The sequence below is a fragment of the Methylobacterium sp. CCH7-A2 genome (assembly GCF_001557075.1).
GTDB classification, from domain to species: Bacteria; Pseudomonadota; Alphaproteobacteria; order Rhizobiales; family Beijerinckiaceae; genus Allobosea; species Allobosea massiliensis.
This window is the reverse complement of the sequence record NZ_LSKN01000201.1, coordinates 1-23310: the sequence shown is the minus strand read 5'-3', so window position 1 is coordinate 23310 and position 23310 is coordinate 1. Positions and strand designations below refer to the sequence as shown.

The window sequence follows — 23310 nt, the reverse complement described above, 5'->3', positions numbered from 1 at the left end:
CGTTCAGGCCGAAAATCCACCTATGCCCGGTGTCCAGATTTCCCGAGCCAACTCTCTCCCTCCCGCGATCTTCAGCCTTGCCGACCCGCCGAGTGCAGTTAGGACGCTGGCTCGTCGCTTACGCAGCAGGTCGGGCTAGGCCTTGACGATGTGGGGGCGCTGAACGCCCGCCCTGTGGCAGGCGTTCCGGGTGTCGAGGATGAGGGGTACTGCGTCGGCAATGGCTGCATAGTCCAGGCCGTCATGGTCGGTTGCGATCAGGGCCGCGTCATGGTGGCCGGCGAGCGCTTCATCCCAGGACACGCCGCGCCGACCATGCAGGCTGGCATGCTCGCGCATCGGCGGCAATTGCGCCACGAAGGGGTCGTGGAAATCGACGGTCGCCCCCCTGCCCTCGATCAACTCGATCAGGCTGAGCGCCGGGCTCTCGCGCACATCGTCGACATTCTTCTTGTAGGCGACGCCCAGCACGAGGATGCGCGAGCCATTGAAGCCACGCCGGTGGATCTGGTCCAGAGCTTCGCCCAGTCTCGCCATCACATAGCGCGGCATGGCGGTGTTGACCTCGCCGGCAAGCTCGACGAAGCGGGTGGAGAGACCGAATTCGCGCGCCTTCCAGGTCAGGTAGAACGGGTCGATCGGGATGCAATGGCCGCCGAGCCCGGGGCCGGGATAGAAGGGCATATAGCCGAAGGGCTTGGTCTTGGCGGCCTCGATCACCTCCCAGACATCGATCCCCATGGCGTCGAAGACGACCTTGAGCTCGTTGACCAGCGCGATGTTGACGGCCCGGAAAATGTTCTCGGTCAGCTTCACGGCCTCGGCCGTCTCGATGGTCGAAACCGGCACGGTGTGCTGGACCACCTCACCATAGAGCGCCATCGCCAGCCTCAGGGCCTCGGGTCCGTCGCCCCCGACGACTTTCGGGATCGACGCGGTGGCGAAGTCGATGTTGCCGGGGTCCTCGCGTTCCGGCGAATAGGCGAGGAAGAAATCGCGACCCGAGACCAGCCCGCCCTGCTCCAGGATCGGCTTCATCACCTCCGCCACGGTGCCGGGATAGGTCGTGCTTTCGAGCACGATCAGCTGGCCCGGCCGCAGGGTCCGGGCGATCTGGCGTGTCGTCTCGGCGACGTAGCTGAGATCGGGCTCGCGCTGGCGCGTCAGCGGCGTCGGCACGCAGACCAGGATGGCGTCCATCTCTCCCAGCCGAGAGAAGTCCGTCGTGGCGTCGAACCGGCCTTGCGCACGAAAAGCGGCGAGCCCCGCACCGTCGATATGGCGGATATAGGAGCGGCCAGCCGCCAAGATCTCGATCTTGGTCGGGTCGATGTCGAAGCCGAGCACGCCGTGTCCGCTCGTGACGATGGCCTGCGCGAGGGGCAACCCGACATAACCCAGCCCGATCACGCCGACGCGCGATCGGCCCTTTCGGAATCGCTCTTCGAGTACGGCCGCGTCGACGAGCGGCCCTTTCGCGGTGGCCGAGCTATCCATCATCAGTGGCATTTCCGATTCCGCGACGACGCCCGAGGAGGGCGCAGCCGTACCCGGTAACGCGCCACCCCTATCACGCGCAAGCAAGGTCGCCATTGGCAGAAGACCCCCGATCGCGTCGATCCGATGTCGGGGAGAGCGCCCATCCGTCGCGCGCCTCCGACACGCGGAGCCCAAAGCGGTCCGAACGAGCGCCTTGCGGCCGTCGTCAGACGGCGATGCCGCATCTCGCCAGCTCCGCCCTCAGATCGACCGGCTCGACGAAATGGATGCCCTGCATGCCGAGCGCGCGGGCGGTCTCGATGTTCTTGGCGCTGTCGTCGATGAAGACGCAGTCTTCGGCCGCGAGATCGTAGCGCTCCAGCAGGATCCGGTAGATCGCCGGGTCGGGCTTTATGACGCGCTCATGGGCCGAGACGACGACGCCGTCGAAGCTCTGCAGGAAGGGAAAGCGGATCAGGCACTCGGCCCATTTCTCGCGCGAGAAATTGGTGATGGCGTAGACCTTCTCGCCGCGCGCCTTCAACGCCTCCAGCACCGCGACGCTGTCCTCGATCATACCGGGCACCGCCTCGTGCCAGCGCTCGTCATAGGCGCGGATCTGCGCTTCCCATTCGGGATGGCTGGCGACCAGCAGCGCCACGCCCTCCTCCCAGCTGCGGCCGCGATCCTGCTCCAGGTTCCAGGCGGAGGTGCAGACGTTCTGCAGGAACCACTGGCGCTTAGCCTCGTCGGGGATCATCTCGCGATAGACCCGGAACGGGTCCCAGCGGATGAGGACGTTGCCAACGTCGAAGACTGCGGTAGGCATGGTGGCTTTCCCCTTCACGGCCGAGGCTCACGGGCTTGTGTGCGCCGCGATGAGACAAAGGCCCGAACTCTCGCGTATCGCAAGCACGCAGATCGCATGAGGAGACCGGCATGATCGGATGGTTGCCATGGCTGGACCGGCAGGGACGCCTGTCCGGCCTGCGGCTCGGCGTCTTCCTGCTCGTGCTGCTGCCTGCGCTGATCCTCGCTGCGGAGGCCTGGACCGGGCAGCTCGGCTCCAAACCCTGGACGCGGGCCGTGCACGACACCGGCACCTGGGCGGTGCGGCTTCTGCTGGTGACGCTCGCGGTCTCGCCGCTGCGGCGCATCCTCGACTGGGGCAAGCTGATCGGGGTGCGGCGGATGCTCGGCCTTTCCGTGCTGGCCTATGCGGGCGCGCATCTGGCGCTCTACTGCATCGACCTCGCCTTCGACTGGGGGCTGATCCTCTCCGAGATCGTCAAGCGCTTCTATCTGGTCGTCGGCATCACGGCGCTGGCCGGGCTGGTCGCGCTCGGCATGACCTCGACGGACGGCATGATCCGGCGGATGGGCGCGCGCCGCTGGCAGAGCCTGCACAATCTCGTCTATCCCGTTATGCTGCTGGCCCTGCTGCATTTCGCGCTGCAGTCGAAGATCGACGTGACCCAACCCGTGCTGATGAGCGGACTGTTCGGCCTGTTGATGGTCTATCGGCTGCTCGACCGCTTCAAGGTGGCCCTGACCCCATCGGTGCTGGTCGCGGCGGCACTCGCGACGGGGCTCGCGACGGCCCTGTCCGAGACCGCCTGGTATGCCTTCGCCACCGGAGCCTCCGCCTGGCTGGTCTTCCAGGCCAATGGCGACATTCTCGTCTATCAAGATCTGGCCTCGCTGCGCCCCGGTCATTGGGTTGCGCTGGCGGGGCTCGCGATCGCCGCCATGGGCGCCGTCCGCCAGCGCCGGGCGGACCGTCCCCGCCGCGGCCGCAGCTCGGAGGTGGCGAGCGCCGCCCGGTGAGCATCGCCCCTGCGCTCAGCCGGGTTGGCAGGCCGGGACACAGGCTCTAACCCTGTGACATGCCAGATGATCCTCACGCCCAACCGGTAGCCGACGTCGCCAGGGCAGAGCTCGCCGCGGAGGGTGTCGAGCCGGCGGCGGAGCGCAACTCGCCCTTCGTGCCGCTGCGCCAGCCGATCTTTCGGGCGGTCTGGATCGCCAGTCTGGCCTCGAATTTCGGCGGGTTGGTGCAGATGGTCGGCGCCTCCTGGATGATGACGGCGATCGCGGATTCGCCCGACATGGTCGCCCTCGTCCAGGCCTCGACGACGCTGCCGGTAATGCTGTTCTCGCTGAGCGCCGGCGCGCTCGCCGACAATTACGACCGCCGGCGGATCATGCTGACCGCGCAGGGCTTCATGCTGGCGGTTTCGGTGCTGCTCGCGGCCGCGGCCTTGCTGAACCTGATGACGCCCTGGCTGCTGCTCGGTTTCACCTTCCTGATCGGCTGCGGCACAGCGCTGAACAACCCGGCGTGGCAGTCATCCGTCGGGGACATGGTGCCGCGCCGCGACGTTCCCGCCGCCGTGACGCTCAACAGCGTCGCCTTCAACATCGCCCGCAGCGTCGGGCCCGCGATCGGCGGCGCCATCGTCGCGGCGGCCGGTGCGGTCGCGGCCTTCGTCCTGAACGCTTTCAGCTATATCGCGCTGATCACGGTGCTGGCGCGCTGGCAGCCGCCGAAGGTCGAGCGCGTGCTGCCGCGCGAGACTCTGCTGATCGCGATGGGCGCCGGGGTGCGCTATGTCGCGATGTCCCCGAACATCCGCAGCGTCATCCTGCGCGCGTTCGCCTATGGCTTCGGCGGCATCGTGGCGCTGGCGCTGCTGCCGCTGATCGCGCGCGATCTCGTCCAGGGCGGGCCGCTCGTCTTCGGCATCCTGCTCGGCGCCTTCGGGGCCGGCGCCGTCGTCGGCGCGTTCCTGAGCGCGCGGCTGCGCCGGATGCTCTCGACCGAATCCCTGGTGCGGGCGACCTTCGGCGCCAATGCGCTGGCAGCCGCGCTGATCGGTATCAGCACGACACTCTGGCTGACGCTGCCGGCACTGGCCGTGGCCGGCGCCTGCTGGGTGATGACGCTCTCGACCTTCAACGCGACGGTGCAGCTCTCGGCGCCGCGCTGGGTGGTCGGGCGGGCGCTGGCGATCTACCAGATGGCGGCCTTCGGCGGGATGGCCGGGGGCAGCTGGGTCTGGGGTCAGGCGGTTCTCCATTTCGGCCCGGAACAGGCGCTCCTGCTCGCCGCCTTCGCCCTGCTGGCGGGCGCGGCCTTAGGCTTCCGCTACCGGCTGCCGCCTTTGGAAGCGCTCAATCTCGACCCGCTCAGCCGCTGGCGCGAGCCGAAGGTCGCCGTCGACATCGAACCCCGCAGCGGCCCGGTGATCGTCACCATCGAATGGCTGATCCGCGAGGAGGACGTGGTCGAGTTCCTCAAGGCGATGGCGGAGCGCCGTCGTATCCGCCGCCGCGACGGCGCCCGGCACTGGACGCTGCTGCGCGACCTGACCGATCCCGAACTCTGGATCGAGCGTTACGACACACCGACCTGGGTCGAATATGTCCGGCAGGCGCAGCGCATCACCCAAGCGGATGCCGAGATCACCGACCGCGTCCGCGCCCTGCACAAGGGGCCGAACCCGCCGGTCGTCCACCGTATGATCGAGCGCGAGACGGCGACGCTGCCGCGCGGCCTGCCACCGCAGCAGATCCGGGACGCCTAGGGCGGCCCGGGCTGGGCGACGCCCTCAGCCGTGGATCCAGAGACCGGCCAGGCCGAACAGGCCGACGACGATCCGCCACCAGGCGAAGGGGGCGAAGCCGCGCTTGGAGACGAAATCGAGGAAGCTGCGCACCACGATCAGGGCCGAGACGAAGGCCGCGATGAAGCCGACCGTGATCAGGGTGACGTCGTCGACCGTCAGCGTCTTGTAGTTCTTCAGCAGGTCGTAGGCGAAGGCGCCCGCCATGGTCGGCATGGCGAGGAAGAAGGAGAATTCCGCGGCGGCGCGCTTGCTGGCGCCGAGCAGCATGGCACCGACGATGGTCGAACCCGAGCGCGAAACGCCGGGCACCATCGCCAGGCACTGGATCAGCCCGATCTTCAGATACATCGCCAGCGGGAAGGTGGTGGCGTCCTGATGCTTCTCCTCCAGTTCCAGATCGTCGACGACGAGCAGGATGAGGCCGCCGGCGATCAGCGTGCAGCAGACGATGACGGGGTTGAACAGCACGCTCTTGATGAAGCCGTGCAGCAATGCGCCGATCAGCGCCGCCGGCAGGAAGGCGACGAGCACGCCGAGCACGAAACGCCGGGCCGCCGGGTCGCTCGGGAGGCGCAGCGCGATGTCGAGCAGGCGGCGGAAATAGACCAGCGTGATCGCCAGGATGGCGCCGAGCTGAACCAGAACCTCGAAGGACTTGCCGTTCGATTCGAAACCGAGGAAATGGCCGAGCAGCAGCAGATGCCCGGTGGAGGAGACCGGCAGGAACTCGGTGAGTCCCTCGACGATCCCGAGGATCAGCGCCTCGAACAGATTTTCCATGGCGGCTCGTCCTCGTCACTGTCCGGCGCATCCGCCCGGGGCCGTGGGCATCGATACGCCCAGCCCTTTGCGAATTGGTTACCAAAATCCCAACCGAACCATGGCGATTCCGGGACATTTGCGGCGCGGCGGGTTGTGAGGGCGGGCGCGCGGCCTTATAGCGGCGCCCTGCCCTCTGCGGACGATTTTTTCGTCCAGCGGCCCCGCTTCGGCCCCACCAGCCTGATTCATGAGTGCCATGGCGACCCTTCATCACTATCCGCTATGCCCGCATTCGCGCTTCATCCGTCTCGTGCTCGGGGAATTCGGCCTCGACGCCGCCCTCGTCGAGGAGCGGGTCTGGGAACGGCGGCGCGAATTCCTCGAGATGAACCCGGCCGGCACGACGCCGGTGTTCCGCGAAGACAGCGGACTCGCCGTTCCCGGAGCCGGCCCGATCGCCGAGTATCTCGACGAGACGCGGGGCCTCGCCCTGGCCGAGCGCAGGCTGCTGCCCGAGGGGCCGGGCCAGCGCGTCGAGGTGCGCCGCCTGCTCGACTGGTTCTCGATCAAGTTCAACGAGGAGATCACCGCTCCGCTCGTGCTGGAGAAGGTGATGAAGCGCTTCATGGGGCGCGAGGAAGGCGGCGGCCCGCCCGAGATGAGCGCCATCCGCGCGGCGCGTTCCAATGTGCGCTATCATCTGCGCTACATCGCCTGGCTGACGGCCAAGCGGAACTGGCTGGCCGGCTCCGAGCTGAGCTATGCCGACCTCGCCGCGGCGGCGCATCTCTCCTGCGTCGACTATCTCGGCGACGTGCCCTGGGACGAGGATGAAGCGGCGCGCGCATGGTATGCGAGGATCAAGTCGAGGCCGAGCTTCCGGCCGCTGCTGAGCGACCGGGTGCCGGGTATGGCGCCGAGCGCGCATTACGACGACCTCGACTTCTGAAGCCCGAGCGCCTCAAGCAGGCGGTCGTCGCCCGCGCCCTCGCGGAGGGCTTTTCCATCGTGCGCGTGGCTGGCGTCGACTCGATTCCGCAGGCGCCGGGCCGCCTCGCGGCCTGGCTGGAGCAGGGCCATCAGGGCGAGATGGCCTGGATGGAAGAGCGCACCGACCAGCGCGCCGCGCCGCGCCGGCTCTGGAGCGAGGCCCGCTCGGTCGTGATGCTCGGCATGAGCTATGCCCCCGAGGGCGATCCGCTGGCGGTGCTCGCCCATCCGGACAAGGCGGCGATCTCGCTCTATGCGCGCCGGCGCGACTATCACGACGTCATCAAGGGCAAGCTCAAGAGCGTCGCCGGGCTGCTCGCCGCCCAAGGCGGGGCCGACGTCAAGGTCTTCGTCGACACCGCCCCGGTGATGGAAAAGCCGCTGGCGCAGGCGGCGGGACTCGGCTGGCAGGGCAAGCACACCGTCCTGGTCTCGCGCCAGCATGGCTCGTGGCTCTTCCTCGGCGCGATCTACACCACAGCCGAGTTGACTCTGGACGCGCCTGAGACGGACCATTGCGGCTCCTGCCGGCGCTGTCTCGACATTTGCCCCACCGACGCCTTTCCCACGCCCTATCAGCTCGATTCGCGGCGCTGCATCGCCTATCTGACGATCGAGCATCCTGGCCATATCGATCCCGCGCTGCGGCCCGGAATCGGCAATCGCGTTTTCGGCTGCGACGACTGCCTGGCCGTCTGCCCCTGGAACAAGTTCGCGCAGGCCGCGCGCGAGACGCGGCTGTCGCTGCGCGACGAACTCGACGCGCTGCCGCTCGCCGATCTCGCCCGTCTCGACGACGCGGCGTTCCGGACGCTCTTCGCCGGCACGCCCGTGAAGCGCACCGGGCGCGACCGCTTCCTGCGCAATGTGCTGATCGCGATCGGCAACAGTGGCCGGACAGACCTCGCGGCGAGCGCCGTGGTACTGCTCGCCGACCCCTCGCCGCTGGTGCGGGCGATGGCGGTCTGGGCGCTGATCCGGCTCGATCCGCCGCAGGCCCTGACGCTTGCAGGCGGAGCGCTCGCGATGGAAAAGGACCCTGATGTGCGCCGCGAATGGCTGGCGCTGACGCCTGCCACGGATGCCGCCTCATGAAGCTCCTGATCCTCGGCGTCGGTTATTCCGCCGGTTTCTTCGCCCGCGAGGCGCTGGCCCGCGGCTGGGAGGTCACCGGGACGGTTCGCACAGCCGAGAAGGCTGAACGGCTGAGCCGAGATGGCATCCGCACTCTCGTCTTCGACGGGTTCGCCGTCTCCTCGTCGCTGGCGACCGCAATCGCCGAGGCGGAGGCCGTGCTGGTCTCGGTTCAGCCTGGAGAAGCCGGCGATCCCGCGTTCCAGGCGCTTGGACCTGCCCTGGAGGTGGCGCCTGCGCTCCGCTGGATCGGCTATCTCTCGACCATCGGCGTCTATGGCGACCATGGCGGCGCCTGGATCGACGAGGACACGGCACCGCGAGCGAGCTATCGCTCGCAACTGCGCCTGCAGATCGAGCGCGACTGGCTGGCGCTGGGTGAGCGGAGCGGCAAGGCCGTGCAGATCTTCCGGCTCTCGGGCATCTACGGGCCCGGCCGCAACCCCATCGTGAAGCTGCGGACCGGCACGGCGACGCGGCTGGTCAAGCCCGGCCAGGTGTTCAACCGCATCCATGTCGACGACATCACCGGCATCCTGATGGCCTCGATCGCGGCCCCGCGTCCGGGCGCGATCTACAACGTCACGGATGACGAGCCGGCGCCGCCCCAGGACGTCGTGGTCCATGCCGCGGCGCTGGCCGGGCTGACGCCGCCGCCCGAGACACCCTTCGATCCGGCGAAGCTCTCCCCGATGGCGGCGAGCTTCTACGGCGAGAACAAGCGTGTCTCGAACGCGCTGGTGAAGCGCGAATTCGGCTATGCCTTCCGGTATCCGACCTATCGCGAGGCGCTGCCGGTGCTGCTCGCCGGGGGCGACTGATCGCCGACCAGCCGGGTCAGGCGGCGTAGCGCTGCCCCTCATCGCCGTAATAGGCGACATAGCGCTGGTCGATCGCCTCGACCGGCAGGATCACCAGCACATCGGTGGTGCCGAACTGCCGGTCGATCACGGCGCCGGTGCCGAAGCGGGCGCCCAGCCGCAGATAGCCCTTGATCAGTGGCGGCATCTGCTTGAGCGCCAGCTTGGCGTCGACCATCTGCGCCGGCAAAACATCCATCGCCACATGGCGGCCGCCATGGGCGCGCGCGCTCCATTCGCCCTCCGCCCGGGCATGGTGATGGAGGAAGCTCAACGGCAGGGCCAGATCTTCCGGATCGGTGCCGTCGAAGCTGGCGCAGCCGAACATCGCGTCGATGCGGTGGTGGCGGATATAGGCCCAGATGCCGTGCCAGAGCAGCTCGACGGTCTTCTTGCTGCGATAGGGCTCGAGGACGCAGGAGCGCCCCAGCTCGAGGAAGCGCTTGCCGGGATGGCGGGCGATCAGCGGCGCGAGATCGAACTCGCTCTGGGTGTAGAAGCCGCCGAGTCGCAGGGCCTCATCCTGCCGCATCAGCCGGTAGGTGCCGACGATCTTCGGCTTGACGCCGCCGAAGCGGCCGCGCGCCGCATGGTCGATGACCAGCAGATGGTCGCAGGCCGCATCAAAGCGGTCGGCATCGCGCCGGAACATCCGCGAGACCACGTCGGGCTTCGCAGACATCTCCTGGTAGAAGACCCGGTAACGCAGGCGCTGCGCCCGCCAGACCTCGCTGGGGCCGCGCGCGAGCCTGACTTCGAGCGAGCCGCTGCGGCCGAGCGTCCCGGCGAGAGGGTCCGACTGAGCCGGCTGAAGGCCAAAACGACGTATCGTTTCGCCACCGATGCGGCGCAGGGGCGCCAGGCCGGACGCCAGGAGGCCCACCGCCACGGCATTGCGAGCCGGCTCTCGGAGGCGTCCTTGGAGGTCGGGTGCCATGGTCGTCTTGTCCCCCGGGCCGCACGTTCTGGCAATGGGCCGGATATGCGCCCGCCATCTGACGGGTTCGCGACGGAACTGCGACGAAGTGGTGACGTAGCGCTAGGCGGAGCGGCTGAGCGGATGCGACGCAGCGACGCGGTCCAGCCAGCGCTGCAGCGCGGCGCGCTCCAGAGGCTTAGCCAGGCAATCATCCATACCCGCCGCGAGCGCCGCAGCGCGATCTCCGTCGGACACATTGGCGCTGACGGCGACCAAAGGCAGCGGCGCGCGGCCGGGCCCCTCTTTCTCTCTCGACCGGACGGCGCGGGCGACGGCGAGGCCGTCCATCCCCGGCATGCGGATGTCGAGCAGGACGAGGTCGAAACAGGGACCGTCGCCAGCGAACCCGGCCTCGATCGCGGCCAGCGCGCGGGATCCATCGGGCGCCCAAACGGCCGCGCAGCCGAAACGCTCCAAAGTGCGGGTGGCCAGCAGGGCGTTGATCTCGTTGTCCTCGGCCACGAGCACCGACAGGCGCGGGCGGGACGGCGGCGGCGGCGAGGCCGCCGGCTCGGCCGCGACCGCCGAGAGCACCGGGCGGGGCGAGAGCCGCTGATAGAGCGAGCGGGCGCGGACGGGTTTGACCAGGAAGCCCGTGAAGCCGGCTTCACGCGGCGAGCCGAACTGACGTCGCTCCAGCGGCGAAAGCATGATCAGGCAGTCGGCGACGCCGGCGCGGCGCGCCTCGGCGGCAAGCGCGATCGCCTCGGTCCGCCCGATCTCCTGGTCGATCAGCGCCGCGTCGCAGGACGCAGGGTCGCGCAGCAGCGCCCGCGCCTCCTCGGCATCGCTCGCCACGAGCGCGTCTCCGCCCGCGGCCCGGATGATCTCGCGCAGGAACCCGGCGCCGAAGGGCGCGCCGGACACGACGAGCACACGCTTGCCGCGCCAGTCCGGCAGGGCCGCGGTCTCTGTCGCTTCGGAAGCCTCCAGCGGCAGGCGGACGCGGAACAGGGAGCCGCCGCCTTCCCGGCCCTCGACCCCGACGCAACCGCCCATCAGCGCGGTGAGCCGGCGCACGATGGCGAGCCCGAGGCCGGTCCCTTCATGACGGCGCGCGGGCGAGACATCGGCCTGCTCGAATTCCTCGAAAATCGCCTGCCGCCGCTCCTCCGGGATGCCGGGGCCGGTATCGGCAACGTCGATGACAACCATCCCGTCGTCGCGGCTGATGCGGATGCCGACGCCGCCCCGGTCGGTGAACTTGATCGCGTTGCCGACGAGGTTCAGCAGGATCTGCCGGATGCGGTCGCGATCACCGACGAGATGCGTCGGCAGATCGGGCGCGAGATGGGGAGCGAGTTCGATGCCCTTGACCTGGGCGCGCGGGGCCATCAGCTCCGAGACGGTCTCGACCAGCACGCCGAGATCGAAGGGCTCGTTGGCGAGTTCGAGTTTGCCGGCTTCCACCTTGGAGAAGTCGAGGATGTCGTCCACGAGGCCGAGCAACGCCTCGCCCGAGGTTCGCAGAGCCCTGACATAGGTCGTCTGTTCGGCGTCGAGACCGGTGTCGCCGAGCAGATCGGCCATGCCGAGGATACCGTTGAGCGGCGTGCGGAATTCATGGCTGACGGTGGCGAGGAAGCGCGACTTCGCCTCGTTGGCGCTCTCGGCTCGGGCGCGGGCCTCGACCAGCTCCTGCTCGGCTGCGATCCGGGCGGTGATGTCACGCCCGACGCGCTGCAGCACACTCTGGCCGAGCGCGACGGGCACAACCGTCTCGACCCAGGAGATCCAGCGCTCGCCCTCCGGGGTCGCGAGGCACTCGTCGAAGACGCGGGCGCCACCTTCCAGCGCCTGGGCGGGTCGCGAAGCGACGAGCCGCGGCTGGGCGAGGGAGCCGACGATCTGCGTCTCGTCGAGCCCCAGCAGGGCGGCATAGGCGCCGTTGGCATAGACGATGCGGGCGCCGTCGCGCCGCACGATCAGGTCACCCTGCGCCTCGATCAGGCTGCGATAATGCTCCTCGCTGTCTGCGAGCGTCCAGAGGCGGTCATTCAGCGCCTCGACGTCACTGGCGAGTTCGGCCGCCTGCCGGACGATGCGCTCGCGCTGGCGCAGCAGCAGGACGGCCGCGACTGTCGCGAACACGGCAAGCACCACCAGCGAAATCGCGGCCCAGGAGGAAGAGGAAGAAAAATCCATGCCGCCACACTAGCAGCGGCCTGTTGAGGAAAGGTTGGCCGAACGCGCGAATGCAAGGGCTCGTTGAGGGCATTTCGTTAACCACCCCGCCCGCAGCCGCCAGGAGCCCGCGGCGACGCCGTCAGGCCGCCTGGACGCCGTCAGGCTGCTTGCGCGACCTGGTCGCTGCGCGTGCGGTAGGACAGGGCTTCTGCCAGATGGATGCGCCCGACCTTCGCCTCGCTATCGAGGTCGGCCAGCGTCCGGGCAACCTTGAGCACGCGGTGATAGGCCCGTGCGGTCAGTCGCATGGCGTCGGCGGCGTCGCGCAGCAAGGCGAGGCCGGCATTGTCGGGCCGGGCGATCTCGTCCAGCACCGGCGCGGGACAGGCCGCGTTGGTGGTGACGCCGCTCAGGCCCAGCGCCTCGAAACGGGCTGTCTGCAGGCGACGCGCCGCCGCAACGCGGGCGGCGACCTCCGCAGACCCCTCGCTCGCCGCCGGCAGGATCAGGTCGGCGGCGGTGACCGCGGGCACGTCGATGGCGATGTCGATCCGGTCCAGCATCGGACCGGAAATCCGGCTCTGGTACTGCGCCATGCAGCGCTCGTTCTGCTGGCGGCGGCAGGCGTAGCCGGGTTCCGTCGCCTTGCTGCAGCGACAGGGGTTCATCGCCGCGACAAGCTGGAAGCGGGCGGGATAGACGGCGCGGTGATTGGCCCGCGAGATCAGCACGTCGCCGGTCTCCATCGGCTGACGCAGCGCGTCCAGCGCCTGCGCTTGGAACTCGGGCAACTCGTCGAGGAAAAGCACGCCATGATGGGCGAGCGAGACCTCGCCGGGCTTGGCCTGCAACCCGCCGCCGACGAGAGCCGCCATCGAAGCTGAGTGATGCGGGGCGCGGAAGGGCCGCCGATCGGTCAGGGCGCCCTCGGCGAGATGGCCCGCCACCGAGAGGATCATCGAGACCTCGAGAAGCTCGCGCGGACCGAGCGGCGGCAGGATCGAGGGCAGCCGGCTCGCCAGCATCGATTTGCCGGCCCCGGGCGGGCCGTTCATCAGGAGGTTGTGGCCGCCGGCCGCGGCGATCTCGAGGACGCGCTTGGCGCTTTCCTGGCCCTTGATGTCGGCGAGATCAAGCAGCGGACCCGCCTGGCGGGCCACCGCCGGCTCCGGCCGCGCCATGACCTGCGTGCCCTTGAAATGATTGGCGAGCTGGATCAGCGAGCGGGGCGCGAGGATGTCGATATCGGCCGCCGCCCAGGCGGCTTCCGGCCCGCAGGCATGGGGGCAGATCAGTCCCTGGCCGCGGCCATAGGCGGCGATCGCCGCCGGCAGCACGCCGGCGACCGCGGTGATCGAGCCATCGAGCGCGAGTTCGCCGAGCACGGTGTAGCCCGCGAGCGCATCGGCCGGAATGGCCCCGATCGCCGCCATCACGCCGAGCGCGATGGGAAGATCGTAATGGCTGCCTTCCTTGGGCAGGTCGGCCGGGGCGAGGTTGACCGTGATGCGCTTGGCCGGCAGGGCGAGACCCGAGGCGATGAGGGCCGAGCGGACGCGCTCCTTGCTCTCGCCCACCGCCTTGTCCGGCAGGCCGACCAGGATGAAGTTGACGCCGCCGGGCGTGACCTGCACCTGGACATCGACGGCGCGTGCCTCGATGCCCTCGAACGCCACCGTCGCGACCCGCGTCACCATCAGCGCCACCCCAGCCCCGAAACGAGGCTAGCGGAGCTTCAGGCTGCGCGCAAGAACATATCAGGAACTCAAGCGGGGGCGGACGGGCTCCGGCGCGCCACGACCTGCCGCAACAGGACGGGCGCGGCGATGACGAAACCGGTCAGCACGCTGGTCGGCGTCGCCAGGATCATCGGCAGGGCGGCGAGTGCGATCAGGAGCCGCTCCCACATCGCCAGCGGCGCCAGGAACCAGCCGGCGAAGGCGGCCGAGAGCAGGGTGATGCTGGCGATGCAGGACGCCGTCGAGCCGACGAGCTCCGTCCAGGTGAAGCCCGGCGCCATGATCAGCATCGAGGGCGAGAACACGAAGACGAAGGGCACCAGCACCTTGCCGAGAGCCAGACGGAACGCCGTGTTGCCGGTCTTGAACGGGTCGGCCCCGGCCATGCTCGCCCCGGCATAGGCGGCGATCGCGACCGGCGGCGTGATGTCCGCCAGCACGCCGTAATAGAACACGAAGAAATGCGCCACGAGCGGGTTGACCCCGAGCATGCCGAGCGCGGGCGCGGCGACCGTGACCATGATGATGTAATTCGCCGTCGTCGGCACGCCGCAGCCGAGCAGGATGCAGACCAGACCGGTCAGCAGCAGCGTGAAGAATAGCGTCGCGCTCTTGAGGTCGAAGGGGAAGAACGGGATCAGTCCCGAGACGCCACGCGCCCACTGATCGGCAAGCGAGGTGACGATCCAGGAAATCTTGAAGCCGACGCCGGTCAGCGTGACCACACCGACGATGATGCCGACAGTGGCTGCGGCCGCGCCGACGCCGATGGCGTATTTCGCACCGAGGATGAAGGCGTCGATCATGTCGTCGACGCGCTTGCGTCCTTCCGCCGATTTCATCAGCACGCCATGGGCCATGATCAGGAAGGCTGCGGCCGTGAAGGCGAAGTTGACGCCCGGCACGCGCAGGAACTCGGTCGGCGCGGCGATGCCGATCGCCAGCGCGAAGGCCAGCGCCGAGGCGGCACGGTACTGCGCCAGGCCGACGAGCATGCAGCCGGTGATGCCCCAGAAGGCGGCGAGATAGGGCGTATAGCCGGTGAACAGCACCATGATCAGCGCGAATAGCGGCGCGATCGTCGGCCAGTCGCGGGCGAAGACCTCGGAGAGCTTCGGTGCGTCGGCATCGGTCATGCCCTTCATGCCGTTCTTGCGCGCCTCGAAATGCACCTGCATCAGGACGCCATAGAAATGCATGAAGGCCGGGATGATCGCCGCGATGACGATCGAGGCATAGGGAAGGTTGAGGAACTCGACCATCAGGAAGGCGGCCGCGCCCATGATCGGCGGGGTGATCTGGCCACCGGTGGCCGCGGTCGATTCCACTGCCGCCGCGAAATGGCGGCGATAGCCGAGGCGGATCATCATCGGGATCGTCAGGGAGCCGACCGTCACAGTGTTGGCGACCGAGGAGCCCGAGATCATGCCGAACAGGGCCGAACCGAAGATCGAGACCTTGGCCGGGCCGCCGGCGAAGCGCCCGGCCACCGCCGCCGCGACGCCGAGGAAGAGCCGGCCGAGGCCGATCCGGGTCGCGAGCACGCCGAACAGGACGAAATGGAAGACGTAGGTGGCGACCACGCCGAGCGCGACGCCATAGACGCCCTGGCTGGTCAGGTAGAGATGGTTGATCAGGTTCGACCAGCTTGCGCCGGGATGCAGGAAGATGCCGGGAAACCAGTTGCCGAAGATCGCGTAGGTCATCGCGAAGAGCGCGATCAGCGGCAGGCCCCAGCCGATGGCGCGGCGCGTTGCCTCGATCATCAGGACGATGGTGATCGTGCCCATGGCGACGTCGAGCGTCGAGGGGTTGCCGACGCGGAACACCATGTCCTCGAAGATCCAGGGGACATAGAGGCTGGAGACCGCCACCGCGACGGCGAAGACCCAGTCATAGAGCGGGACGCCGCCCGGCCGCAGCAGCGTCGAGGGATGGACAATGGCCGACTGGCTCTTGCGGGCGGAGAAGACCAGGAAAATCAACCCCAGCACGAAGGCGAGGTGGATGCCGCGATGGGTCGTCTCGCGCAGCAGCCCGAAGCCGGCGGTGTAGTAATGGAAGGCCGAGAGGGCCAGCAGCAGCCCGCCGATGATCAGCGCGGTGCCATGCGGCACCTTGCGGAACTGCATCTCGGGATCGAGTTCCTCCTCGAGCTTGGCGAGTTCGGCGGCGGAGGGCTGGCTGGTCATGGGCGGGGGTTCGCTTGTTGGAACATCAAATGAGCGCGCCGTCATTCCGGGCTCGCAGACCCGGAATGACGGCGCGTTTGGTGTGGGCGCTGATGCGCCCGCTTACTTCAGCAGGCCGGCTTCCTTGTAGAACCGCTCGGCGCCGGGATGCAGCGGCACGCCCTGCAGGCCGTTGAGCGCGGTCGCCTTCTGGATGGCCTTGCCCTTGGCGTGGCCGGCATCGAGCGCGGCGCGGGTCTTGTCGCTCCAGAGCGCCTTGGTCACGGCATAGACGGTGTCGGCCGAGATCTTGGACGAGGTCATCCAATGGGCACCGACGGCAACCGTCTTGACCGCGCCGACATCCTTGTAGGTGCCGGCCGGAATCTCGTCGGCGGCGAAGAAGGGAAAGTCCTTGGCGAGCTTCTCGGCCGCCGCGCCGGTGATCGGCAGGATGTCGATGCCGGAGCCGGTCGAGGCGAGCTCCGAGATCGCCGCGGCCGGGAACCCGCCGGTGAAGAAGAAAGCGTCGACCGAGCCGTCCTTCATCTTCTCCGCCGCCTGGTTGGGCTTGAGATATTCCGGCGTGATGTCCTTCTCGCCGACGCCGAAGGCGGCGAGGATGGCCTTGGCGTTCAGCAGCGTGCCGGAGCCCGGCTCGTCGAGCGAAACCTTCTTGCCCTTGAGGTCCGCAACGCTCTTCACGTTCGAGGCCTTGCGGACGACGAGGTGGACGCTCTCGGGATAGAGGTTGGCGATCGAGCGCAGCTCCTCGACCTTGGGCTTGCCCTCGAAGACGCCGGTGCCGGAATAGGCCCAGAAGGCGACGTCCGCCTGCACGAAGCCGGACTCGGCCGCGCCACCGACGATCGCGTTGACGTTGGCGACCGAGCCGTTGCTGGCGACCGCGGTGGAGACGAGCTGCGGCGGGGACGAAATCGCGTTCGCGATCAGGCCGCCGATCGGATAATAGGTGCCGGCCGTGCCGCCCGTGCCGATGCGGAAGAAGGCCGGCGCCTGGGCCAGAGCGAGGCCGGCGGCGAGCGCGGCGCCGCCCAGAGCCAGGCCGGCGACGACGAATTTCGAACGAAGATGCAGTGACATGACAGGCTCCCGATGAAGGGAGGCACTGTCTTGGGCTTTGCCCTGCCAATCAACCGAAAAGTTAAGGCAAGGTTACCCCGTCAACATGCGGCCGTCACGGCGCGGCCGGCTGCCCCTTGCCCTTCTTGCCGCCACCGCCCTCTCCGGAGATGCGGTCCGTCCAGGCCATGACCAGTCCCGAGACGACGAAGACGACATGGACCACCACATACCACATCAGGTCGCGGTCGCTGGTGCCCTTCACATTCATGAAGGCCTTGAGCAGCTGGATGGCGGAGATCGCGACGATCGACGAGATCAACTTGAGCTTCAGGCCCGAGAAGTCGATCTTCGACATCCATTCCGGCCAGTTGCGGCTGGTGCCGGCATCGATCTTGGCGACGAAGTTCTCGTAGCCCGAGAAGATCACGATCACGATCAGCGAACCGGTGAAGGTGAGATCGATCAGCGCGAGCACGGCGAGGATGACCTCGGCTTCGGTCGCGGTGAAGACATGGGTGATGAAGTGCCAGGCCTCCTGCAGCGCCTTCAGCAGGAGGCCGGCGAGCCCGACGACGAGCAGCAGATAGAACGGCGCCAGTAGCCAGCGGCTGAAGGAGAGCGCGGCGCCGAAGCCGCGCGAAGCGGCCCCGCTCTCCGGGGCGGTCGCCGCCGTCTCGTCCATGCTCTCCCCCGCCATCGTTCTAGACCCCCCTCGTCCGGCAGCCGCATCTGCCACGGCCGTCGCCGCTGCGGCAAGCCGGCCGTTCAGGCGGCCGCGACGCCCACGCCGATCGGGCAGGACACGCCGGTGCCGCCGAGCCCGCAATAGCCGGCCGGGTTCTTGGCCAGATATTGCTGGTGGTAGTCCTCGGCGAAGTAGAAGGGCGGCGCATCGAGGATCTCGGTGGTGATCGGCCCATAGCCGCGCGCCGCCAGCGCCTGCTGATACGCCTCGCGCGAGCGTTCGGCCGCGGCGCGCTGGCCCGCATCCGTGACATAGATGCCGGAGCGGTATTGCGTGCCGACATCGTTGCCCTGGCGCATGCCCTGGGTCGGGTCGTGGCTCTCCCAGAAGGTCTTGAGCAGCGCCTCGTAAGGCAGCATGGCGGGATCGAAAACCACCATCACCACCTCGTTGTGGCCGGTGCGGCCCGAACAGACCTCCTCATAGGTCGGGTTCGGCGTGAAGCCCGCGGCATAACCCACCGCCGTCGTCCAGATGCCCTCGCCCATCTGCCAGAACTTGCGCTCGGCGCCCCAGAAACAGCCGAGCCCGAAGATCGCGACCTGCATCCCCTCCGGATAAGGGCCGGCGAGCGGGCGCTTGTTGACGAAATGGCGCTCGGCCGTCGGCAGCGGCGTATCGCGGCCGGGCAGGGCCTCATGGGCCTCGGGCAGGGCGGTCTTCTTGCGCAGGAAGAACATGGCGGGCTCCGTGTCGGGTTCCGCCAGGATATGGGGATCGGACGGCGTTTCCGACAGATGGCGCGCGGCGCCTTCCCCTTCACCGTCGCGTGACGATGCCGATGCCGGGCTCGGGCGGGGCGCCTAGCCGGAGCAGGAGGAAGCCGAGCAGCAGCGCGACCAGGGAGGCGGGCACCAGGAGCAATGTCGTCAGCACCGGATCCCAGACCCAGCCGGGAAGATGGCGCTCGACGACAGGCCGCAGCGCCTCGCCGCGCGCGCCCGACAGCGTCGTCACCGCAAGATCGACGGGGGTATAGCGCAAGCTGGAATTGGCGATGGAGCGGGCGCCGTCGATGACGAGGGAGACGAAGCCGGCCGCCACGAGCAGATAACCCAGAAGCCGCAGCAGAAACCGCACGCCCACCCTCCTTTCCCGAATCGGACCCTGCCCCGACGGCGCATTCCGCCCGGCGGCTGCCGCCCGCCGGATCTCCGCACGGACCGTCCCGATGTGCTCCTTCACCCGCCGCTTTGCAACGGGCCGCGGCGCGCCCGCCGCGCGAACTGTCGAGGGATGCGAGAACGCGCTTGAAAGAAACCCGCCCCGCGGTCATAAGCAGCGCGCCGGACAGGTGGCCGAGTGGTTGAAGGCGCACGCCTGGAAAGTGTGTATACGGGAAACCGTATCGCGGGTTCGAATCCCGCCCTGTCCGCCATTTGCGCAAATTGTCGAACGACTGCGACCCGTTACGAACCCTTGCGCTTCCGGATTGGCGGCATCAGGTGACCACGGCGGATGGCGATCATAAGCAGGATCACGCCAGCCGAGGTGCAGAATACAAGCGCGAAGATTGAATGCTCCATGCCGAACGCGCCACCGGTCAGCCATTCTGGCCCTGCGATCGCTGCCTTCAGCAGGCCTGGCTCGGTGACCGAGCCCGAGACGACGCCGGAGAAAACCGCCGATTGGAAATAGTTCCATCCCATATGCAGCCCCATACAAATCCAGAGGCGGCGCGTGACCATGTACGCAGCCGACAACAGAAGCCCGGCCTCAATGGAAATGTAGATCGCGCCACCGAGGGTTGCCGCGGGGTTCAGAAGGTGAAGCAAGCCGAACACGAGAGATGAGGCTGCGATGCCCGCCCAGCTTCCGAGCATGTCTTCAACGGACTGATGCAGGATGCCGCGAAAAAGGAGTTCCTCGAAGATGCCCGATTTGATTGCCAGGGCGAGATTGGGCAGCAGGAACATGACGGGGTTGACCCCCTCGACTTTGTAGTAGCCAAGCAGCATCAAGCTCACGGCGCATGCGGTATAGAGGCCTGCCCCGAGCAACGCGCCAAGAGCCCATTCACGGACAAGTCCGGGCGTTGAAAGTTCAGTCACGTCGCGGCGTTCGACAAACTTTCCGTAGGCAACGTAAAGCGCAATTGCGGACAGCCCGAGGACGCTCTGGATCAGCGTGCTCAGCAAGGGCGAAGCCCGATAATCATCCAGCCACGACTGGGCCCAGCCCATGAACTGTAGCATCGCAGCGCCCAGAACGATGAGGCGGAAAAGCGGCGATCGCAGAACGAGTTGCCAGATGGGAGTTTGGGCCTCAGCATTCGCATTCATGTCGTTGCCTCGCCCTCGTGATCCAGCAATGGCAGCATCGCGCGCCCGCGCACAGCAGAGACAACCTTGTTCTTCGTCGCGGCTCTCATGGCAGCCGATCTTTTCAGGACCTGAAGCCTCCCGCAAACACGTCGCGGTTCGCGCCAACTGGCTTTTCCTGACGTTTCAACGATGCCCTTTGGCTGCCAGCCCCTCCCCTGGACGCGAAGCCATGTGCCGGAGCCGGAGCAGAACGCTCGCATCCAGCTTCCCCTCTCCGCCATCCCGACATTGCTGAGCGACGCAGAGCGCCAACCACAGGGTCGGGGACGCCAGACCCTCTGCCATGGCTCGCCAAGCCGGGAGCGGCACCCTGTGGCCCCCTTTGTCGCGCATGTGCGGTCTCCCGGTGAACGTGGCCGCGGCGCGCGCGCAGGCGCGCGATCGTCGCCGGATCAAGGCCGCCGATCGCCGGCTCATTGATCGAGCCCGTAGGAACTCAGCCGCGGATCGAGTTCGAATTCATGGGCGAGGAAATCGATCATCGCGCGGACCTTGGGCGCCAGGAAACGCCGCGAGGGATAGACGGCCTGCGTCGGCAAGGGCTTCGGCTCGAAATCGGCAAGAATGACCGAGAGGCGGCCCGAGGCGATCTCGTCGGTGAAATGCCAGACCGGAACCACGCCGATGCCGAGACCGGCGAGCACTCCCTCGCGCACGCCCTCGGAGTTGTTGACGCGATAGCGCCCGGAGACCGTGACCGACACCGGTCCGTCGCGGCCCGAGAACTCCCAGCGATTGCCGGTCGCCAGCCGCGCATAGACGATGCAGTCATGACGGGCGAGATCGGCGGGCACGGCCGGCGTCCCGTGAGCGGCCAGATAGGCGGGGCTGGCGACGGTGACGCGCCGCGTCAGCCCGATCCGGCGCGCAATCAGGGATGGATCGATGATCGCGCCGATGCGGATGGCGAGATCGATGCCCTCCTCGACGAGATCGGTGAAACCGTCGTTCATGACGAGGTCGATGGTTACGCCCGGATGGCGCGCGAGAAAGGCCGGAAGCCGTGGAACGACATGAAGCCGGCCGAACACAACGGGGCAGGCCAGCCGCAGCAGCCCCGTCGGCGCGAGCCGCTGGCGCCCGACCGACCCCAGCGCCTGCTGCACGCTGTCGAGCGTCTGGCGCGCCTGCTCATAAAGAACGCGGCCATCCTCGGTGACGGCGAGAGCCCGCGTCGTCCGCTGAAACAGCAGCGCGCCGACCCGCTCTTCCAACGCCGCGATCTGACGCGAGATCGTCGGCTGGCTGGTGTTGAACTCGGCCGCCACGGCCGTGAAGGAGCCGGTTTCGACGACCCGCTGGAAGGTTTTGAACAGGGTCAGCAGATCGGACATTCATACATCTTACGTATCAATGTTCTGTCGACAAGGGGCGTTATCGGGTCGGAGTGAATGGCGCATGGTCCGGTCATGGAGCGGACGCAAGGGCCGCTCCCAACCCGGAGAGACCCCATGACCGCGTTCACGCTGCACACCGTCGAGACTGCTCCCGAAGCCGCCAAGGCCCAGCTCGCCGGCATCGAGAAGGCCTGGACCTTCATCCCGAACCTGCACCGCACCCTGGCCGAAAGCCCCGTGACGCTGCAGGCCTATGACGCACTGTTCGGTCTCGTCGGCCAGAGCAGCTTCACGCCGGCCGAGCAGCAGGTCGCATTTCTCGCGATCAACGTCGCCAATGAATGCGAGTACTGCACCGCCGGCCATTCGGTGCTGGCCAAGATGGCCGGCGTCGCGCCCGACATCATCGCCGCGCTGCGCGAGAGTGCTGCGGTTGCGGATACGCGGCTGGAGGCGCTGCGCCACTTCGTCGAGCGGGTCGTCGCCGAGCGCGGTTTCGCGGGCGATGACGCGGTCGATGCCTTCCTGGCGGCCGGCTTCACCCGGGCGCAGGTGCTCGAGGTCGTCCTCATCGTCGCGACCAAGACGATCTCCAACTACGTCAACCACCTGACGCATACGCCGCTCGATGGCTTCATGGCCCAGACGAAGTGGACGGCGCCGCGCAACCGCGCCCATGCCTGAACGCGCCGCGCCGGCGGCAGCGCCGCCGGCCCCCCAGACCATCAGGAGCCGGCCTCATGACCCCACAGACCTCCACCAGCCTGAAGCATGACCTCGACGCGTTCCGGGAGGAATGGACCCGGCGTGTCGGTGCCGACACCGCGACGCTGGTGGCGCAGGACATCGACAACCTGCGCCAGTCCGGCCTGCTCGACCGGGTTGCGCGCGCCGGCTCACCGATCCCCGCGCTGAGCCTGCCGGACGCGACCGGCGATCGCGTCGATCTGCGCGCCCTCGCCGAGGGCGGCCCGCTCGTCATCCTGTTCTACCGCGGCGGTTGGTGCCCCTACTGCAATCTGGAGCTGCGCAGCTACCAGCAGCGACTGGCCGACTTCGCCGCACAGGGCGCAACGCTGGTCGCCGTCTCGCCGGAGACGCCCGACGACACGCTCGACACCGCGGAGAAGAACGGCCTCGCTTTCCCGGTCCTGTCCGACCTGGGAGGACGCCTTGCCGACGCGCTGGGCATCCGCTTCAGGCTGTCACCCGAGATCGAGGCGCTCTACCGCCGCTTCGGCCACGACCTGCCGGCCCGCAACGACGACGGCGAATGGTCTCTGCCGATGCCCGCCACCTTCGTCGTCGCCAAGGGCGGCACGATCGCGGCCGCCTTCGTCGATCCGGATTACCGGGTTCGCCTCGACCCGGCCGAGGCGCTCGCGGTGTTGGGAAGGCTTTGACGGAGCCGCCTCCCCCTCTCAAGGCTTGAGATAATCGTGGATCTTGCGGCCGAAGGGCAGAGTAAGGTCCGCGATGAAATGGTGGGCGCCGAGCACCCTGCGCACCGGCAGGTCGGCGACCGGCGCGTTGACATGCGGCACCAGATGCAGCCGGCCGGGGCCGATCCAGGAGCCTTTGACCGTGATCTCGGTCAGGTTGAGGGCGACGAGCTGGCAGATCTCCGGCTCGCCATCGACGCCGGGGATGATCTTGAGGTTGACCTGTGTCTTCGACAGCGTCGCGGTCGTCTTCGCGCCGTTGCCGGCGAGGCTCTCATGCTTGTAGCCCATCGTCCCCATCGCGACCTGCTGGCCGGCATAGTCGAGCGTGCCCGTCAGCGTGTCCTTGACCAGTTCCAGCTTCGGATGGGCGTATTTCTTGGGGAAGCCCCAGATCTCGCGCCCGGCCGAGATCGGCGGCTCGACATCGAGATACATCTGCGAGACGAAATTGACCTCCTCCTCGCCGAAGCGGCAGGGGATGACGATGCCGGTCTCGGTGTAGC

At 68.0% G+C, this 23310-nt stretch carries 21 protein-coding genes and 1 tRNA gene; 8 read left to right on the top strand and 14 right to left on the bottom strand.

From position 1 onward, the window contains the following. Positions 1 to 135: 135 nt before the first annotated feature. Positions 136 to 1500 carry a nucleotide sugar dehydrogenase gene (locus AX750_RS15145; RefSeq protein WP_280939910.1) on the bottom strand — a complete coding sequence of 455 codons (1365 nt, stop codon included), beginning with the start codon at positions 1498 to 1500 and terminating at the stop codon, positions 136 to 138. A gap of 205 nt (positions 1501 to 1705) precedes the next feature. Beyond that, the gene (locus tag AX750_RS15140) at positions 1706 to 2308 is read right to left on the bottom strand and encodes an HAD family phosphatase (protein ID WP_066733920.1); all 603 of its coding nucleotides are present in this window, start codon (positions 2306 to 2308) and stop codon (positions 1706 to 1708) included. A gap of 110 nt (positions 2309 to 2418) precedes the next feature. Between AX750_RS15140 and AX750_RS15135 the strand changes: the two genes are divergently transcribed. Both AX750_RS15135 and AX750_RS15130 read left to right on the top strand, forming a co-directional pair. Further along, positions 2419 to 3306 (top strand): protein-methionine-sulfoxide reductase heme-binding subunit MsrQ, encoded by an 888-nt coding sequence (locus AX750_RS15135; protein ID WP_066733914.1) that lies wholly within the window; start codon positions 2419 to 2421, stop codon positions 3304 to 3306. A gap of 59 nt (positions 3307 to 3365) precedes the next feature. Further along, the gene (locus AX750_RS15130; RefSeq protein ID WP_082735335.1) at positions 3366 to 5066 is read left to right on the top strand and encodes an MFS transporter; all 1701 of its coding nucleotides are present in this window, start codon (positions 3366 to 3368) and stop codon (positions 5064 to 5066) included. 24 nt (positions 5067 to 5090) lie between these two features. Here the strand turns inward: AX750_RS15130 and AX750_RS15125 are convergent, their stop codons facing one another. Then, a complete protein-coding gene (locus tag AX750_RS15125) occupies positions 5091 to 5888 on the bottom strand; it encodes an undecaprenyl-diphosphate phosphatase (RefSeq protein WP_066733908.1) in 798 nt (265 codons plus the stop codon). Between the two features lie 238 nt (positions 5889 to 6126). On the opposite strand from AX750_RS15125, the gene AX750_RS15120 reads away from it, so the two are divergent. From AX750_RS15120 to AX750_RS15110, 3 genes are read left to right on the top strand one after another with little or no spacing between them, the layout of a single operon-like run. Then, entirely contained in the window at positions 6127 to 6819 is a 693-nt protein-coding gene (locus tag AX750_RS15120) for a glutathione S-transferase family protein (protein ID WP_066733903.1), read from the top strand. Further along, the gene (gene queG, locus AX750_RS15115) at positions 6717 to 7955 is read left to right on the top strand and encodes a tRNA epoxyqueuosine(34) reductase QueG (RefSeq protein WP_082735334.1); all 1239 of its coding nucleotides are present in this window, start codon (positions 6717 to 6719) and stop codon (positions 7953 to 7955) included. The genes AX750_RS15120 and queG overlap by 103 nt, the downstream gene beginning before the upstream one ends. Continuing rightward, positions 7952 to 8815 carry an SDR family oxidoreductase gene (locus AX750_RS15110; RefSeq protein WP_066733898.1) on the top strand — a complete coding sequence of 288 codons (864 nt, stop codon included), beginning with the start codon at positions 7952 to 7954 and terminating at the stop codon, positions 8813 to 8815. The genes queG and AX750_RS15110 overlap by 4 nt, the downstream gene beginning before the upstream one ends. Positions 8816 to 8831: 16 nt before the next feature. Here AX750_RS15110 and AX750_RS15105 read toward each other — a convergent pair whose 3' ends face one another. The 8 genes from AX750_RS15105 to AX750_RS15070 all read right to left on the bottom strand — a co-directional run bounded on the left by AX750_RS15105 (position 8832) and on the right by AX750_RS15070 (position 18781). Continuing rightward, entirely contained in the window at positions 8832 to 9791 is a 960-nt protein-coding gene (locus AX750_RS15105; protein ID WP_082735333.1) for a GNAT family N-acetyltransferase, read from the bottom strand. A 102-nt stretch (positions 9792 to 9893) separates the two neighbouring features. Beyond that, complete coding sequence (locus AX750_RS15100) at positions 9894 to 11978, bottom strand: ATP-binding protein (protein ID WP_082735332.1); 2085 nt, start codon at positions 11976 to 11978, stop codon at positions 9894 to 9896. 140 nt (positions 11979 to 12118) lie between these two features. Beyond that, the gene (locus AX750_RS15095) at positions 12119 to 13657 is read right to left on the bottom strand and encodes a YifB family Mg chelatase-like AAA ATPase (RefSeq protein WP_066733929.1); all 1539 of its coding nucleotides are present in this window, start codon (positions 13655 to 13657) and stop codon (positions 12119 to 12121) included. Positions 13658 to 13725: 68 nt separating this feature from the next. Beyond that, positions 13726 to 15891, bottom strand: a complete 2166-nt coding sequence (locus AX750_RS15090; protein WP_066733894.1) for a TRAP transporter permease — start codon at positions 15889 to 15891, stop codon at positions 13726 to 13728. A gap of 102 nt (positions 15892 to 15993) precedes the next feature. After that, positions 15994 to 16974 carry a TAXI family TRAP transporter solute-binding subunit gene (locus tag AX750_RS15085; RefSeq protein WP_066733891.1) on the bottom strand — a complete coding sequence of 327 codons (981 nt, stop codon included), beginning with the start codon at positions 16972 to 16974 and terminating at the stop codon, positions 15994 to 15996. 94 nt (positions 16975 to 17068) lie between these two features. Next, positions 17069 to 17638 (bottom strand): TIGR00645 family protein, encoded by a 570-nt coding sequence (locus AX750_RS15080; RefSeq protein WP_066733888.1) that lies wholly within the window; start codon positions 17636 to 17638, stop codon positions 17069 to 17071. 83 nt (positions 17639 to 17721) lie between these two features. After that, positions 17722 to 18381, bottom strand: coding sequence for a peptide-methionine (S)-S-oxide reductase MsrA (gene msrA / locus AX750_RS15075; protein ID WP_066733886.1), 660 nt, complete (start codon positions 18379 to 18381; stop codon positions 17722 to 17724). Positions 18382 to 18460: 79 nt separating this feature from the next. Then, positions 18461 to 18781: a hypothetical protein gene (locus tag AX750_RS15070; RefSeq protein WP_066733926.1), complete on the bottom strand. Its 321-nt coding sequence runs from the start codon at positions 18779 to 18781 to the stop codon at positions 18461 to 18463. 208 nt (positions 18782 to 18989) lie between these two features. Here AX750_RS15070 and AX750_RS15065 point away from each other — a divergent pair. Next, positions 18990 to 19079, top strand: a tRNA-Ser gene (locus AX750_RS15065). Between the two features lie 31 nt (positions 19080 to 19110). Here AX750_RS15065 and AX750_RS15060 read toward each other — a convergent pair. Both AX750_RS15060 and AX750_RS15055 read right to left on the bottom strand, forming a co-directional pair. Further along, positions 19111 to 20130 carry a CPBP family intramembrane glutamic endopeptidase gene (locus AX750_RS15060; protein ID WP_245282406.1) on the bottom strand — a complete coding sequence of 340 codons (1020 nt, stop codon included), beginning with the start codon at positions 20128 to 20130 and terminating at the stop codon, positions 19111 to 19113. Between the two features lie 308 nt (positions 20131 to 20438). Further along, a complete protein-coding gene (locus AX750_RS15055; RefSeq protein WP_066733880.1) occupies positions 20439 to 21359 on the bottom strand; it encodes a LysR family transcriptional regulator in 921 nt (306 codons plus the stop codon). 117 nt (positions 21360 to 21476) lie between these two features. Between AX750_RS15055 and AX750_RS15050 the strand changes: the two genes are divergently transcribed. Continuing rightward, positions 21477 to 22046 carry a carboxymuconolactone decarboxylase family protein gene (locus AX750_RS15050; protein ID WP_066733878.1) on the top strand — a complete coding sequence of 190 codons (570 nt, stop codon included), beginning with the start codon at positions 21477 to 21479 and terminating at the stop codon, positions 22044 to 22046. Between the two features lie 56 nt (positions 22047 to 22102). After that, on the top strand, positions 22103 to 22765 hold the full coding sequence (locus AX750_RS15045) for a peroxiredoxin-like family protein (RefSeq protein WP_066733875.1): 663 nt from the start codon (positions 22103 to 22105) through the stop codon (positions 22763 to 22765). Between the two features lie 18 nt (positions 22766 to 22783). Here the strand turns inward: AX750_RS15045 and AX750_RS15040 are convergent. Continuing rightward, positions 22784 to 23310 (bottom strand): acetoacetate decarboxylase (locus AX750_RS15040; protein ID WP_067254611.1); only part of this gene is annotated, 527 nt, incomplete at its 5' end.

Coding starts and splice junctions, on each gene's coding strand:
- AX750_RS15095 (WP_066733929.1), bottom strand. CDS start 13,657: ATGGTGACGCGGGTCGCGACGGTGGCGTTCGAGGGCATCGAGGCACGC.
- AX750_RS15055 (WP_066733880.1), bottom strand. CDS start 21,359: ATGTCCGATCTGCTGACCCTGTTCAAAACCTTCCAGCGGGTCGTCGAA.
- AX750_RS15135 (WP_066733914.1), top strand. CDS start 2,419: ATGATCGGATGGTTGCCATGGCTGGACCGGCAGGGACGCCTGTCCGGC.
- AX750_RS15110 (WP_066733898.1), top strand. CDS start 7,952: ATGAAGCTCCTGATCCTCGGCGTCGGTTATTCCGCCGGTTTCTTCGCC.
- AX750_RS15045 (WP_066733875.1), top strand. CDS start 22,103: ATGACCCCACAGACCTCCACCAGCCTGAAGCATGACCTCGACGCGTTC.
- AX750_RS15145 (WP_280939910.1), bottom strand. CDS start 1,500: ATGATGGATAGCTCGGCCACCGCGAAAGGGCCGCTCGTCGACGCGGCC.
- AX750_RS15130 (WP_082735335.1), top strand. CDS start 3,366: ATGCCAGATGATCCTCACGCCCAACCGGTAGCCGACGTCGCCAGGGCA.
- AX750_RS15080 (WP_066733888.1), bottom strand. CDS start 17,638: ATGGACGAGACGGCGGCGACCGCCCCGGAGAGCGGGGCCGCTTCGCGC.
- queG (WP_082735334.1), top strand. CDS start 6,717: ATGGTATGCGAGGATCAAGTCGAGGCCGAGCTTCCGGCCGCTGCTGAG.
- msrA (WP_066733886.1), bottom strand. CDS start 18,381: ATGTTCTTCCTGCGCAAGAAGACCGCCCTGCCCGAGGCCCATGAGGCC.
- AX750_RS15050 (WP_066733878.1), top strand. CDS start 21,477: ATGACCGCGTTCACGCTGCACACCGTCGAGACTGCTCCCGAAGCCGCC.
- AX750_RS15085 (WP_066733891.1), bottom strand. CDS start 16,974: ATGTCACTGCATCTTCGTTCGAAATTCGTCGTCGCCGGCCTGGCTCTG.
- AX750_RS15105 (WP_082735333.1), bottom strand. CDS start 9,791: ATGGCACCCGACCTCCAAGGACGCCTCCGAGAGCCGGCTCGCAATGCC.
- AX750_RS15140 (WP_066733920.1), bottom strand. CDS start 2,308: ATGCCTACCGCAGTCTTCGACGTTGGCAACGTCCTCATCCGCTGGGAC.
- AX750_RS15125 (WP_066733908.1), bottom strand. CDS start 5,888: ATGGAAAATCTGTTCGAGGCGCTGATCCTCGGGATCGTCGAGGGACTC.
- AX750_RS15120 (WP_066733903.1), top strand. CDS start 6,127: ATGGCGACCCTTCATCACTATCCGCTATGCCCGCATTCGCGCTTCATC.
- AX750_RS15100 (WP_082735332.1), bottom strand. CDS start 11,978: ATGGATTTTTCTTCCTCTTCCTCCTGGGCCGCGATTTCGCTGGTGGTG.
- AX750_RS15090 (WP_066733894.1), bottom strand. CDS start 15,891: ATGACCAGCCAGCCCTCCGCCGCCGAACTCGCCAAGCTCGAGGAGGAA.